Genomic DNA, 17,367 nt, shown 5'->3' on the forward strand with positions numbered 1-17,367 from the left:
GCATTAAAAATAGAGGGAAAAACGAGGAATCCAAAACAAGAATGAAAGGAATCAGAGAAGCCGATTTGATCAGATTTTCCATCGAGTAGAAATTATTCATTTAAATGAAGACAGTTGGAGAATGAAACATCGAAAAACGATATTTGGTGAACAAAGTGATTCAAATTAATCAGCAGAAATTGTGTCATTCTACTTGACGGTCACAAGTATTTTGAATAAGCTGAATGCTTAGATAAATATTTGCCAATATATAATTTTATTTTAGCTTATACAAGATTATTTTTGTAATCGTTTTTTGAAGATACTCTTATTCAAAACTTGCGCAAATAGTTATAAAAAGTGAAACAGCTACACTAAGTTGACAGAAATATTGGGCTAGTAAACTACGTTTCGTACTATGTCAACTCAGATCTTTTACAGAAGAATTTAATTAAGCTATGTAAAAATAGAAAGTCGTTCAGATATCTGTCAAGAATATAAAAATCACCATCCTCATTAAGCAAGCTGCATTGATTATGGGAAGAAGGTATATGTGAGTCAAAATAACACGTATCAGCAGTGTGTAATGAACTCATATTCCCAAATGTACTTTACTATTGCCAAGCCAATGTGTTTGAAAAGAAAACTCATGACGACAGAGAAAAAGTGAAGTTTTTAAATCCCGCATTATAAGGGAAGTCGTAGTAAACATGATCCACAATAAATTTAAAGTAGAGTAAAGTAAAAGAACAAAAAGGGCTCGTTGCACGTTGTCGATTCAGTCGAATTAACTAGATGTACTTTCTAATTATACGGTGTCACAATACAGCAAAATAATCAAACCAGTAATGAAGTGCCTATAAAGTGAGTTGCACCGTCAATTTAATCAATCATGGGGTAGTTATTGGATATACTGCTGGTCCAATTAAGAAGGCTGATCTTGAATATAAAGCACGTTGACGGACATATGTAATTTACATAACTTGAAGGTTTTCCTTTATTTACCTAGGGAAAGAGTTTGATTATAATCTAATTTTTAAGGCTTTAGAAAGAAACATTGATCTTAGAGTAAGAAGGAATTTCCCAATGATATAGTTGTTGCTGAAGTGATACGTAAAGTATGAAAAAAATCCAAAAAATGGAGCATACACCTTTACTGGAGCACCTCGCATTATAACAGAATGATTACGTTCATTGGCTTAATATATTTGATTCGAATTCCGATACCTAAGTAAACTTTACATCATTAAATCCAAGGAAACAAGCCTTATAAAGGTTGTCCAAACTGATATTGATTTACAAGAAAACCTAACCTCATTGAGATGGGTTTTTCTATGTTTAAAATTTGCTTGTAATTTTATGTAGCATAACTAATAAAATAACCATAATATATATAGACAACTTTTCCCTTTTTTCAATAAGTGAGGGGAGGGGTTTAACAGAGACAATTTGGACGGAGTTGTCTCTGTTTTATTATTTAAGTATGTACATAGATAGTACTAATTTTTAAAGCCTGCATATAATATTAATGTAATCTTCCCCTTTTAAGCTTGTTTTATTTTGCCTTCTCATAAAACTTTGGGAAGGCTTTTTTCCATAAAGAGAGGAGTATTGCTTGTCAACATTTAATCAAACAGCTTTTTTAAGGGATAATCGTTTTAGTAAATTGGTCTTACGTAACCTAGTGTGCCATGAAATCGCAGCTCAACATAGTCACTGAATCCAAGCGTTAGATGTTATAAACTATCAAATTTTATTTGGCTAATAAACCCTTTTTTATGATTTTAAACGTTGCTTTCGCCACGGCGTTATCACACGGACAGCCTTCCTGCTTAAAGAGTATCCAATTCTGGAAGGACGCAACCGGTTTTGTCGATGAGTTGGTTTTATAGATTGTCATGGTTTGTGTGGAGGAGCTGATAATCCAGCAGATCAATTAGAATGGAAGAAAAAACTCGTGCGACAGGGTCCGCATTTCCTGCTGCTAAAGCCCATGATCTCACGATTAAAGAAATCCACAAGATACATACGTATACGTAATGCCATTTATTTTTGACTTTAACTTATGTTAAATCACTGACGACTACTTTTTTGACGACTGTCTGCTGAAACTTGTGTTTCGATTCGTTCGCCTGTGCTGATTCATTAGAGGAAGTTTTCTATGGCTTAAAATGTACTACTGTATAGGAAGAAACAAGCCCTTACTCCTTCATGTTACGGCCAATTCGACTTCTAAAAACCGTTAATCCATGCTTGTGCAGTAGCTCGACTTTAATCTTACCATACTACATACATAGGCATTGTTTGAAAAACTATATGACAGTGGCTGTTACGTCGTCATCTGACTGACGTTCTTTAGCCTCATAAAACCACTTACAACGTGGATTTATTTGTAGGACGCTGCACATTGCTGATACCGATATTTGTCTTTATTTCTGTAAATAACATTTACTTGCATCATCATGATCAGTGCGCCTTAAAAATATCCTTCTCCATTCTTAGCTGTTTTAATTCCTTGCGAAGTTCTAAAAGCTTCCGCTGTTCAGGAGAACAGTTGTCTTTCTCTTTAAAAGACCGGAGGTTTTATCCTGGTTGATCCACAGGTCAAGATATTATGGAGTCAGATCATATTCATCAATAATAGTTCGTTTCGATTTTTTCGTTCTGATTTAGCTAAACCAATTTGCTTTTTAATATCGGGCGTGAATGTGCTACGTTCTCGTTTTGTCATAATTGCATCTTCTGATCAGTTTTAGGTCAAGTGAACATGAGCTTATTTTTCTGTCCAGATAAGTGTAGACAATCCATATAAAAATTACTTTAGGAACGAAACAGGGTGCGCCTTTTAATGGCACACCCCTTAATGAGGAGGTTTTATGAGAGTACGGATGCCCCACTACTCTTAGACAGAAGGGTTTGTGACTTCCACATCACATTAATAGAGTATGCATTGTGAAATAATAATGCACGGCTATTGTCCATTTAGCAATGGTGTTTATTTAAAAAAGTATGTATAAGAAGTTATACTAGCTATAAATAGGATTTATTTTTTTCAATTCATCTTTTACTTCCTTTCTGAGTAGTACTTTTTAAATTACTGTTATATCTCTTAATGAAATTATCATTAGAAAGTGGTGTTGTGATGAATTGCATGTTTATATAACTGTACAAAATTGAAAAAAGTATAAAGTATTAAAATAATTAGTGAATATGAATGGTTTCTTAAAAAAGTAAATGCACTAACTGAGCTATACCCCAACGATAGTGCCGATTACCAAAGAATGAAAAGTATGGAGGTAAGGCCTTACTCTGCGAGTAAGGCCTATTTATTTTTATAGATTTTTTTGTTTTTCTATTAATTGTTGAAGTGTTCGTTTTTCTTTTATGGAGAGATTGTCCAGTTTATTTAAAAGTAATTTTTTTGCGTAATCATAAACTTCTATATCCATTTCGTTATATTTTTCAATGAGCCTTAAGGTTTCTTCAGGTAATACTTCTTTTGTTAATCTAGATTTAGTCATATTCATTTTTCTATATTGTATATTGTGCCATTTGAAAGTTTTTTTAAACAAATATAGTGACTCATTAAACAATTCTGTTATTCCGACCATATCAAATGACATTATTCTTTCTTTTGCTATATTCACATCTGGATTTATGGGGTATCCACACAGAAGAGTAGTTTGATTATTTTGTGCTTCAGGAGTTGCTTCTACAAATTCTTCCAGAGTCATTTCCTTCATCCATTCGTATCCAGGATAGTCGTTCTCCTTTAAATAATAATAAAGAGACAGAACACGGTCGACAGGATGACGAAGCATTGTAAAATAACGATAGGGCTTATTGAAATGTTCATGTATACCATAAAAATGATGTCCAGAAATGGCATTAATTCTTTTTTTATGCTCCTTATCTAATTCGGATAAAGGAATGATCTTCCGATCAAATAAATCATGATTATGGAATTCTTTTACTGTATATTGACGAGTAAATACTGAATTAAGTGTTGTACCTCCAGTTTTGGGTATATGGAGAAAAATTGTTAGGTTCTGATTCTTTTGGCTCATACTGTCCCTACTTTTTCAATTAAATTTATCTGAAATTAATGTTATACCTTGAAAAATACGCTCCCATAGTAAATCATTACCCTCCCAAATTTCCTCATTTGGCATTTCGATTGCGCATACATTTTTGATTTTCCAATCTAGTTCTACTATTTCTGTTACTTTAGAATGGTTAACAATAAGAATACAAAAGTTATATTTTACTAATTGGGATAATATATTTTCTAATTCTAAAGTATCTTTTATATTAGCTTCTGTTCGTATAAATAATAAACGTTCTGAATTGGATTGTGTTTCAATAAAATGATTAATACGCTTTTCATACTTTGCTTGTACTTGTGGTAAGCTTGGAAGGTGGTTCAGTGTATTCTCATGAGTTTTAAAATCATGATTAAACGATATGTGATTAACGGTATCAACTACAAGAAGATCTTCATCAGATGCATACTGTGGAACTATTAAATGGTCGGAGATGAGAAAATTTGAAAAGTTTGTTCTTAATAGGTTAGTTACCTTTGGTAGATTTGGAGAACCAACCCAATCTAAAGGACCTGCAAATTCCCGCAAGTTAAACTTTCTTAGTTTTAAAGCGGGTATACAATTTTCTCCGAGACTATATATCGCATTGTATGCACCTTTAATTTCATTTATTTTCATAAAATTTCCCCTTGAATCTATATTTGGAGTCCAACTACAGAGAAGTTGGACTCAAGGAATTTTACATGAAGCTTACTATATTTAATGATTTTCAACGAAAAGTGTACATGATAAGAGTTTACTTTTTTCAATTATGGACAATAAAAATAATTATAAGTTATAACGGTCACATCCTTCCATGAATTGCAATGTAAGAACATACTAAGTTGTTTCACGCCTGTAGCATTTCTAAAAAATTTTGAAGAAATGTACTTGAAGTAAATAAGTTTCCTCAATTAATGGGTAAACAATTACTTGTTAGTATCTTATACGACGAGGATCTACGTTCTAATACTTTAATATGTAAAAAAATAAATAAAGATCAACAAGAAGAAATAAAAAGTACTTGGAGTTAGTGTAGTTTCATGGACACAATCGACGAACTCATTTTAAAGGTATCGACCTTTTCTAAGAAATTTTTGATGATAACGTTCTTCAAGCCACGAATCATAAGATGGCCGGTGGAAATGTTCTTCTCACAGACTCTACCCACTTGGAAGCCAAGCGCCAATAAACATAAATTTACTCGTCAAGAAGTAGAAGTGGAAACTAGAGAATATGTAGATGAACTCAACCGAACAATTGAAAAAGACCGAAAGTCACATGGGAAAAAGCTTTAAAAGATAGAGAGGAGGTAACAGAAAACTAGGCAAATTTGTAAAAGTACCACAGACCCTAATTTTGGCATTATGTCTAGAGATAACAAACAGGAAACTTTCTGTTATCTCGATTATTGCACGACGGCAATGAAATACAATAGTTTTACAGATGCCTTTGTCATGCCTTGAAAATACTTCATTTGAAAGCTTTAAAGCCTTTCGAACAGTGTAAGAGCTTCATTATACTTAATTTGTATCTTAGTTCCCGGTGGGGGATGTTCTCCTATCATGTATCGCCAGAAAGAATTTACTCTCTGGCATTCTTTTTTTTACTTTTTTCAAAGTTGTTCAATTTCTAATTTGTTATATTTGTACGGATGAATTTCATCACAGATGAGAATAGAAGGTGAAAAAATCCTCGTTTTTTGAATATCCTATTTGATTAGCGTTTGTTTTATTTTTTCGAGGATAGAAATGTCGAGTGAAACAGATATTTGGAAGGAAAAATCCTTTTAACTTGTTAGTACAAATGTTGAGTGATGTTGACGTATGTACGTATGAATAATATACTTAAATTGTTAATAATCTCAAAAAGAGTTGGAGGTACCTTTTTTTTACAAGATTTTTTAATAGCAGACAGAGGAGGATTTATTTGAAAACAACCAATTAGACCTGAAATAAGCAATTTATAATAAAAACAATATCACTAGGATTAGAATAGGAACAACAAAAATCAGAGTTCCTTTTTGTCCTCAAAAAGCTAAGTTGGAAATGTTAGAGAAGGAACTTTCATCTGCATATCCTTAAATTGATCTGGTAATAACACCAAACGGAATTTCTGTTTCCTGCGAACAACCGCTCTAACACATTTTTTCTCTTTCTAGGATTTTTGAATTTTTCAGGCAATAGGTCAAGAGGTTGTAACGAGTAAATTATTCAATTGATGAATTAAAAAATGGAAGCGGAACCAATCAGTGTCTATTTCGCTTAGCTGGTAAACTATAAAATTATTAAACGAATGAAAAGAGGTTACTAAGATAGAACAGGAAAATAGTATTTTGGTTTGTCGTAGGTTCAAAGTATCTTTATAGTGAATAAGCTTTAATGGAAATTAAAGCAAACGTTCAAGGTATGACAGATACCAAAAATGAAAGCGGTTATCTAACTTACCCGCAAGTATCGCAAGATTTAGCTATAAGTGCAGATAGAGTTAAAAGCATCAGGATAGAGGTAACCTATCTTGACGAAATAGCTAGTATCATCACTTTTATGATACATTCTCATCTTTTAAAATGTGGATTTGGAAAATAAATTTATTAAACTATTGTATCATTTAGAGACACACAATTTAAGGGATTTACCCCTTGTTCAAGAATTGATATGGACTTCTATGAACCTGAATCATTCCGCTAGTGATGACCGTGAATATGGTTTTACCATTGCCCAGTTGTAAAAAAAAAAGAAAATAATATAGGAAATCGAGAGCGTCCTGCAGTACACAAACAAATTATAGAGTGGATGAAAATTTCAGCTATATAACGAAATCCTCAATATCATGGTTGCTCGTTTTGGTAATAACATGTTTAATTTTGGTGAGTCTGAGGGGATAAAATGGGAGCACAAATTCAATTTGGTTGGAAAATGGACTTGGCTACTATAATGGTGACTTAGGTTGGATAAGTGAATACTGTTAAAGACGAAGATATTATAGACTTCTTTCCAGAATATGCAGACCTGTATGAATTTGATTATGGGACATACAGCCAGGAAGATTGGGAAAAGATTATAAAAATCCAAGGAAGCTAAGGAATTTAATATATAGCGCTTCCTTAATAATAGTGAGTTGACTATTGGGCTTTTCATTTAACTTAAAAAATTTACATTGACCGAAACAGCTCCTAGTTTTGCTGTCCAAGTGCTATGAAACAATGAAATAACTTCGCATGGGAAAGGCATTAGAAACTGCAGTACTCGATCGCTTACTGAAAGTATGAGCCATAACCAATCAAATGATTTTATGAAAGATTACATAAACTGGTCAAGAATCAATTTTTCATTAGTATATGCTTGAAGTAGTTCCATCTTTTGCAAGTGAAAAACGAAAGTCGTTGTATCTCCATTAGGTATTGGTAATCGAGAAGACCAGCTCGTTAAGTACTCGACGGAAAAGCAGGGGATGATGTGTTTGACTCAACACCAGACTTTATTACGCATTACCATCTATTTTTTCACAATAAATAGGAAGCGTTTAAACTATTCAAACTGTAAATTGTGGAAAGCTCCAAAAACTATAAACAGAAATGAACTTTTGAGGAGAGAATCTTAATGGTTAATGAAAAGAAAATTTCAAGTGGCTTCATTTATTTTTTTGGGGCATTTGCGGGAATTCTATTTGGTTATGATATTGGGGTTATGACCGGTGCCCTACCTTTTCTTCAACAAGATTGGAGTCTTGAGAACAATGCAGGTACAATTGGCTGGATTACTTCTTCGGTGATGCTTGGAGCGATTTTTGGAGGTGCATTGGCCGGACAACTTTCTGATCGTCTAGGTCGGCGCAGAATGATTTTAATATCTGCTTTAATTTTTATTGTTGGATCTATTTTATCAGGAATAGCTCCTCATAATGGTGTCATTTTTTTAATCATTGCTCGGATATTATTAGGCTTGGCTGTAGGGGCTTCCTCTGCTTTAGTTCCAGCCTATATGTCGGAAATGGCGCCTGCACGTATGCGTGGTCGTTTGTCAGGAATTAATCAAACAATGATCGTTTCTGGTATGTTGCTATCTTACATTGTTGACTTTATATTGAAAGATTTGTCGGGAACACTGGCATGGAGATTAATGCTTGGTATGGCTGCCATACCTGCTATAATCTTATATGTTGGTATGTTAAAATTACCTGAATCTCCACGTTTTTTAATAAAGAACAATAAACTTGATGAAGCTCGTAAGGTCTTAGGCTATATTCGCTCTGACAAAGGAGAAATTGATTCGGAAATCAAACAAATATTTGAAGCCGCCAGAGAGGAAAGGAAGCTAAACCAAAAAACATCATGGGGAACACTCTTAAGTAATAAATACCGTTATTTATTAATTGCCGGTGTGGGTGTTGCAGCTTTCCAACAATTTCAGGGCGCTAATGCCATTTTTTATTACATCCCTTTAATTGTAGAAAATGCAACAGGACATGCAGCTAGTTCAGCGTTAATGTGGCCAATTATTCAGGGAATTATTCTTGTGGTAGGTTCATTAATATTCCTAATGATTGCTGATAAATTTAATCGACGTACTTTATTAACAATTGGTGGAACAGTTATGGGACTCTCCTTTATTTTACCTGCAATAATGAATGTATTAATTCCTAATGCAAATCCAATGATGATGGTTGTTTTCTTAAGTATCTATGTAGCACTTTACTCATTCACTTGGGCTCCTTTAACTTGGGTTATCGTTGGGGAAGTTTTTCCGTTAACAATTCGTGGACGTGCGTCTGGATTAGCTTCATCCTTTAACTGGATTGGTTCATTCTTAGTTGGATTGCTATTTCCAATTATGACCGATTCCATGCCTCAAGAAGCAGTTTTTGCAATCTTTGGTGTTATTTGTTTACTTGGAGTTATCTTTATCCGGATAAGAGTTCCAGAAACTCGTGGCTGCAGTTTAGAGGAAATTGAAAAAATTGGAGAAAATAAACAAAGCGCTTGAACTGGGATGGCTAGCAGGGGTAGGCTCAACTTAGTTCTAGTTTTTACAGATATTTGAATGATATAAAGAATAGTGCTTTATTAAATTAATTGTATGGCTTTTAACGGTCGGGGAACTTTATGATGTATAAATGATCTAAAATTCAGGTAACAACCATATTTTCGCGAAACTGAATTCAATATTTAGGCTTTTTAAACAAATGAAATTATAAACATATAAAAAAAAGGCACTTTCTTTGCATAAATATATTCAAAAGTGCCTTGCTTTTTAAATAGTGATATTCCATTGGCTTAATATTCAAAGATGGAAGAAAGTGACCGTTAAATATCGGTAAGCAGCGTAGGAAGTTAGATATAGATTATGGCATCTGGAAGATCTCTCAATAGCAAGGATGTCTTAAGCCTCTATAGATTGTTGGACTCAAAAAGGCGGAGTTTTAACTGCACGTATTTTGCACATGTTAAGAAAAATCATGAGTGGGCCGCTAAAAGGGACATATCTACTCGGGGAATAATCGTGAACTATAACCAAACTCATAACATAAATTACACCTAAAATCATAGTGATTAAAGAGCAGGATTATAAAAGCATATGGTTTAGGTTCTACTTGCTTTTTTAATAATACCCAAGAAGGATTTATGACATTTATTAATTAGATTAATCAAATAAAAGATTCCTGTGTAATGGAGCCAACAGGCCAATATTGGTTTAATTTAGCTTAGCTTCTAAAAGGAAGAATAGATTAAGTTCGTAACGATTTTCATATAAAAAGTTTCTTATGTACAGCGAAGGTCGAATTGTTGGAAATCCTATGTAATACCATGATTGTATGTATTCAGTTTGTATATGGAAGCATATAAGTGTGTCAACTACCATTAAAACATATTTTGGGAGATTGTCTCCGTTTTACATAATCTTGTTTACCAAAAATTTAATATAGCGATTCAACTATAGGTTGCTGTAAAAAAGGAAAATGAATTTTTGTCCTAAACTAGCCCCTATGTAATGACACAATAAAAAAAGAAATTAAGCAGCTTTAAGATGGTTCCTATACTGTATAAGAACCATCTTTTTTAAATTCCACTGGTATTGATAGTTGTTATAGTATTTCATGTAGTGATTTATTTTTGCAAACCAGCTGCTTTAGTCTACCAGCTTCCTATCTTACTTCTTCTGGATAACTCTCGTGCCCATAGAACCCCCCTCCTAAAATCATGTATTAATCCGATTCAGGTTGTTTATTCCTTGTCTCAATTATCTGGGTCTCTCCAGGTCAGCTTATCGTTCAAAATGCTATAAAATTTGTGAATCAGATTTTACTCTTAGTCATAATTCCATAGAAAACATTCTTTAATCAATATATTCAAGTCTATTAATAGCATGAGCAAGAGAAGAAGTGATAGAGATATCTTTAAACTTTAAACCAAGTTGAATGGCAGTTTGGGCCACTTCAGGTCTTATACCTGAAAGGTGAGTTTTCACTCCAATTAGTGATAGCGCATCTAATAATTGGAAGATTTGGTGTGCGACCATTGTATCAATAACTACAACGCCAGAAAAATCTAAAAGTAAATGTTCTGTTCTTAATCGACTACATTCTTCTAATGTTCTTTCAAGTAAAATTTTAGCCCTAGCAGTATCAATTTCTCCTACTAATGGTAGCAATGCTACTTTATTATTTAATGTAATTACTGGCGTACTTAACTCCAAAATTAATTCTTGCTGGGAAAATAGTCTATTTTCAGCATTTTTATTATACTCGATGGTAAACCATTCAATTACCTGACTCATTGTCTCCACTACTAAGTTATATAAGGAATGAATATCCTTTAAAGTATATTTACTTGAATTGTTTTCTAGATAATCGTTCACTAAATCAAGGTATTGTTTCTGAGTGCTATGGAATTCCCTAATAATAAATTGAATTGGTGTACTACTATGTTCCTCGTCTTGAGCAACTTTTAAAACCCATTGTTCAAATTCTTGTACGTAGGTTTCTCTGTCTTGGTTGAAAATCTCTGCAAAATGTAAATGAAATTCATAGTTTTGTTGTTTTACTGTTTTAATAACTTCCGGTTCACTAGAAGCATAAACGCCCGAACTATCATTCTTACTAACATTGGCATACCAATCTTCTGTTAGATCCCAAGTCTTATCAAGGAAAAAGGTATATAATTTATTTGAATCCATTTCTTATCAATCCTTTATTGGTAAATTTTTTAGAAAGTAATAATTTTGTTAAAATCTCATTTTAATCTAGAAAACGATTTGAACGTTCCTTTAAGAGAACTATTTTTAATTTTAATAAGATTAATTACTCTTGAATGGATATGAATGTGTATGTACGCTTTATGTTTTTGTGATTTTCAATTATTCATTACGTTGATTTAACTTAATAATAATAATAAACAAATTTTAGGAAAGATTTAAGCAGATCCCTTCATTCATTGCATAAATAAAGTATTATTATTTTAGGAGATCTAATATATTCAATATGATATTTCCTTCTTTTAAAAGTCCATTTTATTTTACATATTCTCAAGTAACTAGCATTGATTATACTATTTAGTCTATGGAAAGGGGAATAATTGAACTGAAATTTAGAATAAAAGTGATATATTCTCTTAATCTCTTGTTTCGGGGAAGGAGTAGTTAACACTCCCAGATTTACGCTTGTCACGTTTGGCTGCGTTGACTGCCATATATAAAGCGCGACGCAGTCTACTTGAACAGCGTTAAGTAATACGGTTTTATGAAGTTCTTAATTTACGTGATACAAAGACACTAGGATCAATGTCCGCAAATGGACAAATTTTTGGGACTTGTACACCGTCTATTTTACCAACCTCGTGTTTAATCGTTGCCGCGATTTTTTTAACAACTCCTAATTGACTTGATTTAGTATATTCTTCAGTTTCTTTTACAGTGTAGAGAACGGAATTCCCATAAAACATTGATTGTAGTAGCTAACTGTTCCTCACTAGCCGTAATATATCCTTAGAAGATGGATATTCTGAAAATGTCTTCAAAGAAACGATCGAATGTTAATCTCCAAAATCCCTCTATATTCAGGGGAAACTTAATCTAAAATAAGAATATACCTGTGACATTCTCGTGTTGTCTTGTCTGATTTCGCAGGTTTAAGAGTTAAATGTCACTTTTTTATAAGGCTTTAGGTCCTCTTTGAAATACAGCTCGCATAGATAACTGGCTTCAATTGGGTCAGTTTTCACTTTTCTAAAACTTTAAACCCTCTTTGTTCGATACGAGATTAATGATTTACGATTATAAATAAATAATGTCGATTGTCCAAATGGTGTACAACAGAGGAATGATAGTGTCCTGTTGATTCTAATACTACAGGGTGCTGAATCCAGTTTTACCTTTAACTTCTTACAGGAAATTGAGGAGCTCCTTCAGCTCCTCGAAAGTATGAGAAACTTTAAATCGAGCGAAGGCTTTGTGAGACTTGGGTGGGTAAATTCCCATAAGTTTGTGGACATCCATTGGTTCGTACAATACCTATTTATCCAACTTTTGAATCTGTACTCAATTTCTTTGTAAACAGCATGACTGTGATCTTTTTTCGTTCTAACTAAATCTATAAAATCAAACAAGTTGGATAGCATAAGAGATGAGTGTTTGTTTATTGAGGCAGTTAAAGAAGGGATAATGAACATATAATTTTGTAATATAATCGTTCGAGTTGGTAATAATATTACGTACAATAACGAAAGGGTTGGTGTTTAATTTTGTGGCTGATATTACCCTATTTTGCACTGTTTATAAACCTAATTATTATTTCGTTAATGCCAAAGCGTTTAACTAAAGTAGAAATCTATATTTCTTGGTTTGTAATAGCAATGATAAATTTAAGTTCAGATGTTGTTTTAGATTTGGTTTTTAATCTATATAGTTTGAACGGAGGTAAAGTCCAACTCAGTGTACACTTTATTGAATGGACTCTTTCAGCCTCTTATGGAATTATATATCTAAATTTTTTACCACATAAAAGAATACAATTTATAATATATCTATTTGGATGGCTATTGTATTCTTGTTTATTTGAATATATGTTAGTTCATTTTAATTTTATCAATTACTCAGGTTGGAAGTTATGGTTCTCAGTACCTTACTACCTCTTTGCATTATTGTTTATGAAGTGGCATTTGAAGTTTATTAAATCTGAAAATAAAACATAAAAAGGGGAGCTATCTTTTGTAAAGAATAATTACCTTTTTAAATTAAGATTGAGTGTTTCCTTTAATTATGGAAAAACAACTTTTATTATTTCACTATAAGGTGTAGAAATTGTTGTGATTTCCGTAATTCAATTTAAGAATTCAGATTGAATCAATAATAAAAGGACCCCATTCAAGCGGGTATAAGTATGTTAATCTTGTTGGACTTCTCATACCACCATCAACAAGTTCTTTTTTTATCAATAGAATTCTCCCTTCTTGTAGGGTACAGTTTGCGGGTGGTTCTTCTTTATTCAAAGACCTAGTAAACCGTACGCAACTAGGAATCGAACCATGCAAGCTTCCTGCCGGTGGGATAGTGGCCCAGAAACAAAACAATTTGTCTGTAAAAGTGATAAGAAGGGATAGTATATAATAAATTCAATAGATCATTGCTTATTGAAACGTAATCGGTGGTTTAGAAGAATAAAAAAATTTGTAAAGTATTTAAACTATATAAATGTCGTTGCTATTTGTGGGTAAGGAATATCAATATAAATCATCAGATCTTGAAATAAAAATTGTTGCATACGGAGTAGAGCAAAAAATGATAGTATTGTGATACTTGTTGTGACTGGCATAACATTTCATTTCATCATTACAATGGCGAACTATAAAAATACTGAGAGGACATAATGTAGCATATAGAGTTGAAGTTTCGTTTTAAGACTTATATGTTGTAGGGAAAAAGAACTTGTTGGGTTATGATTTTGAAGTTCTCGGTTCAGAAAACAGCATTAAATGTCTTATTAAGTGTCAAGGTGAACAGTATTATAAGGCTGTAGATGAGTTTGGTGGAGTCTAACAATATGAGTTTCAAGTAAAGAATGACGAATTAAACGGATTTATGCCTAGTAACATAATATACCTTTATTTGAAATTTCCTATATTTGTAATACATTCGAAAAGGAAATAGAATTTCTTAAAACAGCTAGAATTAGTTAATCACATATTTTTCAACAAATGAGTAACTTAACTGCACTTGTCAAGTTGCACTGAGAAAATGATTGTTGGATATCGGAAGAGAGCATAAAAATCTTATTATCGCTTAATTAATCTGGTAGTGAATAAGTCTAATCGCTTATATATAAGGGATTAGACTCATTTTTATTATTTCTTGAATCCAAACTAAGAAGGTTTAACGTCCATTTCCAACGTGTATTATTTAAGAGAGAAATGTTTCTTTATTAAGGAAGGATTGTTTAATAAAAACAACGAATAATTAGATAGAAAAATATCTAATGAAAGAGGATTTAAAGCATGAATGATTGGATGTTAATGCCTCCAGCAAGTGAAAGGGAAATAACAATTGTTGAGGAGAAGATGAAGTTAAGATTACCTAATTCTTATAAGGATTTACTAAGAGATAATAATGGTTTGTCTGTTAATGGGAGAATATTAATTTATGGTACACAAGATATAATGGAGAGAAATGAAACTTGGGATATACAAGTATTTGCACAGGGTTATATTGCTATTGGTGACGATGGCGGTGGAAGAGTATTTCTTATGCACCAAGGTGATAATGAGACAAGGGTTTTAATAGTTCCTGGTGGGGATAAGGTTCACGAACATGCCCATTTGCTTACTTCAGATTTTACTCAATGGGTTCAAAGTGGATTCTTAATTAATTTAGATGAAACTGAAGATGATGTCAACTGGTCTAAAAATTGTGAAGTAGTTTTAATAGACACTATTGATGGTGGATTAAAGGATCTATTAAAAATTAAAAGATATTTTAGACTAGATATTGCAGCAGCCGACTTACTAAAGGGTTCAAAGAACCTCCCTTTTATAATAGTAAAGGGATTTCCATATGGATTAGCAAACAAATTAGTTGGAAAATTGGAGAATATTAAAATAGAGCTCAGAGTTATGAAATAAAAGTTTCTTTGTGTTGAATTTGAACTTATTGTACTAAAGTGGCAGCTCCTGTAATAAGCGAAATCTTGTTTGTGTTAGAAAAATTGCAGTTTTGTGGTGGGAGGAATTGTAACCTAAACTGTAGAAGTAAGAATAACAAAGTGAATTAATAAGGAGGAGATTAATGTAATGATTTTAAGAAAAACTGTTTTTTCTTCCACTATTATTCTTGTTTTCACATTAATCATAGTCACATGTTATCTAATTATTCTAGCCGTAAGCTCTGTGCATCAATTATTCTTTCCAATGGTTACATCTTTTGTTGAATCAAGAAATAATAAAGCAAGTTGGGAAAGTATAAGTTTTGATAATGAAAATGTCTTTACTTTCAATAGCTTTTTCTGGGATACGAATATTACTAATAGTGTAAATAGTGTAGGAGAGATGATTTTTAAGGGTAAAAGATATATATGGGAATGTTGTATTAGATGAATTTAAAATAGTACCTAGAGAAAGTGTACACTTAGATTATCTAAAAAATGATGAAAAATACTTTTTTGAAATTAAAGCTTCAAAAGGGAGAACATTTATAACCGTAACCTGAGCGAAAAGAGACCTAAAGGTCTTTTGGATGTGATAGTGGGTTAGAATTAGATTCTGAGATATATGTATGCAGAAAGAAGAAAAGAAAAGTACAAGTGTGTGATTCAATGCAATACACTTAAATCTTCATGGCATTGTTCCAAGAAGGTTAATGCTTTTGGTATAGAAGTACTTATGTGATAAAGGGTAAGGATTATTATGTATGATGCGTTAAATATTTGAGGAAAAATAATATTTTGAAAAAATAAAAGATATAAAAGATATAGGTGATGAAAGTGCTTTTCTTAAATAAAGAGGAAGTATATATTGATTATTCAATCGCAGACTTTCAAAGGTGAGAGATATTTTAAAAGAAAAGGGTATTAAATTTACAAACAAAACTGTTAACATTTGGAGTTAGTATAGTTTTATGGACACCATTTAGTTAAGTCCTTACAATCTAATTTATGGAAGGATGTGTCCGTATGGAACGTAATAACACAAGCAAAAAATACAATGAAGATTTCAAAAAAACAGTAGTGGATTTATATCATTCCGGTACCTCTGTGAAAGAACTAAGCAACGAATATGGCGTTTCTGAAGTGACTATTTATAAATGGATTAAGGATTTTACTCCTATTGGAACGGGAGAGGAATTCCTTATGCCTAAAGAGCTGGCTGCCATCCAAAAAGAGAACCTTCGTTTAAAACAAGAGATTGGAATCTTAAAAAAGGATGGCCAAATTTGCGAAAAAATAACCGATACAGAGCTTACCGATTTTATGGAGGAACAAAAAAATATTACTCGGTTCAAATGATGTGTGATGTATTAGGTGTTCCAAGAAATATCTATTACCATTCCTTACAGAAAACAGAGTCCACCCGTGAACCTGAAAATCCTGCAAAAACCCAGAAAATAATACATATCCATCAAGAGAGTAAGGAACGAAATGGAGCTCGAAAATACATTGGATACTCCAAAGCAAAAATCCGTTCGATCACCAAGAAAAAATACCGTCCGTACTCCATCGTGAAAAAAGTGATGGAACGCAAGAATCTGTTAGATCAAGACTTCTCTACCACCACAATCAATGAGAAATGGGTCGCAGATATCATCTACATTTACACGGTAAGAGACGGATGGTGTTACCTAGCTTCCGTAATGGATTTACATTCTAAGAAAACCATTACTTAATGATGGAGAATGATAATTAAAGCAAGATACGCTGATTATGGGGCGAATTAGAAATGATTCGAAATAACACACACATTTCTGTATCAGCAATGTGTAGCGTCCTTCAACTTCCTATGTATCTTCTCCTACCAAGCTACTGTACGCGTCGGCAGTTTTAAACAAACAGGAGCCATTAGCTTTAATTGTAAGTGATTTAACATACGTTCCTATAGAGAAGAACGGCAATATGTAGGCTTATTTTTCGATTTTTTTCAACCCTGAAATTATAGGGCAAAGTGCTGGTCGAAATAAGAATTCAGTCCTTGGGTATAGACCATTAGCCAGCATAAAAGGTAATTTACATACTGTAAAGCTGTTTCATACAGTTCGAGGAGAAGAGTTTGATCAATAACATAATTTCAGAAGAATTAGAAACATTTGGGATTCATCGAATCCCTGAG

At 32.7% G+C, this 17,367-nt stretch carries 10 protein-coding genes and 2 pseudogenes; 8 read left to right on the plus strand and 4 right to left on the minus strand.

The window, feature by feature from the left end; all coding sequences use genetic code 11:
• Positions 1–3,311: 3,311 nt before the first annotated feature.
• Positions 3,312–4,046 carry a sulfotransferase family 2 domain-containing protein gene (locus tag EM808_RS25045; protein WP_127742009.1) on the minus strand — a complete coding sequence of 245 codons (735 nt, stop codon included), beginning with the start codon at positions 4,044–4,046 and terminating at the stop codon, positions 3,312–3,314.
• A 15-nt stretch (positions 4,047–4,061) separates the two neighbouring features.
• Entirely contained in the window at positions 4,062–4,700 is a 639-nt protein-coding gene (locus EM808_RS25050) for a DUF1796 family putative cysteine peptidase (protein ID WP_127742011.1), read from the minus strand.
• Positions 4,701–5,112: 412 nt separating this feature from the next.
• Here EM808_RS25050 and EM808_RS29280 point away from each other — a divergent pair.
• From EM808_RS29280 to EM808_RS25065, 5 genes and pseudogenes are all read left to right on the plus strand, one after another.
• Positions 5,113–5,524 (plus strand): annotated as a pseudogene (locus tag EM808_RS29280) (IS5/IS1182 family transposase); the annotation flags it as partial.
• A 918-nt stretch (positions 5,525–6,442) separates the two neighbouring features.
• Positions 6,443–6,649, plus strand: a complete 207-nt coding sequence (locus EM808_RS25060) for a hypothetical protein (protein WP_127742015.1) — start codon at positions 6,443–6,445, stop codon at positions 6,647–6,649.
• Entirely contained in the window at positions 6,633–6,791 is a 159-nt protein-coding gene (locus tag EM808_RS29975) for a hypothetical protein (protein WP_459564312.1), read from the plus strand. Before EM808_RS25060 ends, EM808_RS29975 begins: the two co-directional genes overlap by 17 nt.
• Before the next feature lie 227 nt (positions 6,792–7,018).
• A complete protein-coding gene (locus EM808_RS29610; protein ID WP_268926533.1) occupies positions 7,019–7,144 on the plus strand; it encodes a hypothetical protein in 126 nt (41 codons plus the stop codon).
• A gap of 519 nt (positions 7,145–7,663) precedes the next feature.
• The gene (locus EM808_RS25065) at positions 7,664–9,046 is read left to right on the plus strand and encodes a sugar porter family MFS transporter (protein WP_127742017.1); all 1,383 of its coding nucleotides are present in this window, start codon (positions 7,664–7,666) and stop codon (positions 9,044–9,046) included.
• A gap of 1,026 nt (positions 9,047–10,072) precedes the next feature.
• Here the strand turns inward: EM808_RS25065 and EM808_RS29700 are convergent.
• Both EM808_RS29700 and EM808_RS25070 read right to left on the minus strand, forming a co-directional pair.
• Positions 10,073–10,171, minus strand: a complete 99-nt coding sequence (locus tag EM808_RS29700) for a hypothetical protein (protein ID WP_412973760.1) — start codon at positions 10,169–10,171, stop codon at positions 10,073–10,075.
• 225 nt (positions 10,172–10,396) lie between these two features.
• Complete coding sequence (locus tag EM808_RS25070) at positions 10,397–11,236, minus strand: STAS domain-containing protein (protein ID WP_127742019.1); 840 nt, start codon at positions 11,234–11,236, stop codon at positions 10,397–10,399.
• Positions 11,237–14,547: 3,311 nt separating this feature from the next.
• On the opposite strand from EM808_RS25070, the gene EM808_RS25080 reads away from it, so the two are divergent.
• The 3 genes and pseudogenes from EM808_RS25080 to EM808_RS29285 form a co-directional block, all read left to right on the plus strand.
• Positions 14,548–15,171 (plus strand): SMI1/KNR4 family protein, encoded by a 624-nt coding sequence (locus tag EM808_RS25080; RefSeq protein ID WP_127742021.1) that lies wholly within the window; start codon positions 14,548–14,550, stop codon positions 15,169–15,171.
• Positions 15,172–15,339: 168 nt separating this feature from the next.
• Positions 15,340–15,642 (plus strand): hypothetical protein, encoded by a 303-nt coding sequence (locus EM808_RS25085; protein WP_127742023.1) that lies wholly within the window; start codon positions 15,340–15,342, stop codon positions 15,640–15,642.
• A 575-nt stretch (positions 15,643–16,217) separates the two neighbouring features.
• Positions 16,218–16,921, plus strand: a pseudogene (locus tag EM808_RS29285) (transposase); the annotation flags it as partial.
• Between the last annotated feature and the right edge of the window lie 446 nt (positions 16,922–17,367).

The sequence above is a fragment of the Niallia taxi genome (assembly GCF_004005475.1).
Taxonomy (GTDB): Bacteria; Bacillota; Bacilli; order Bacillales; family Cytobacillaceae; genus Niallia; species Niallia taxi.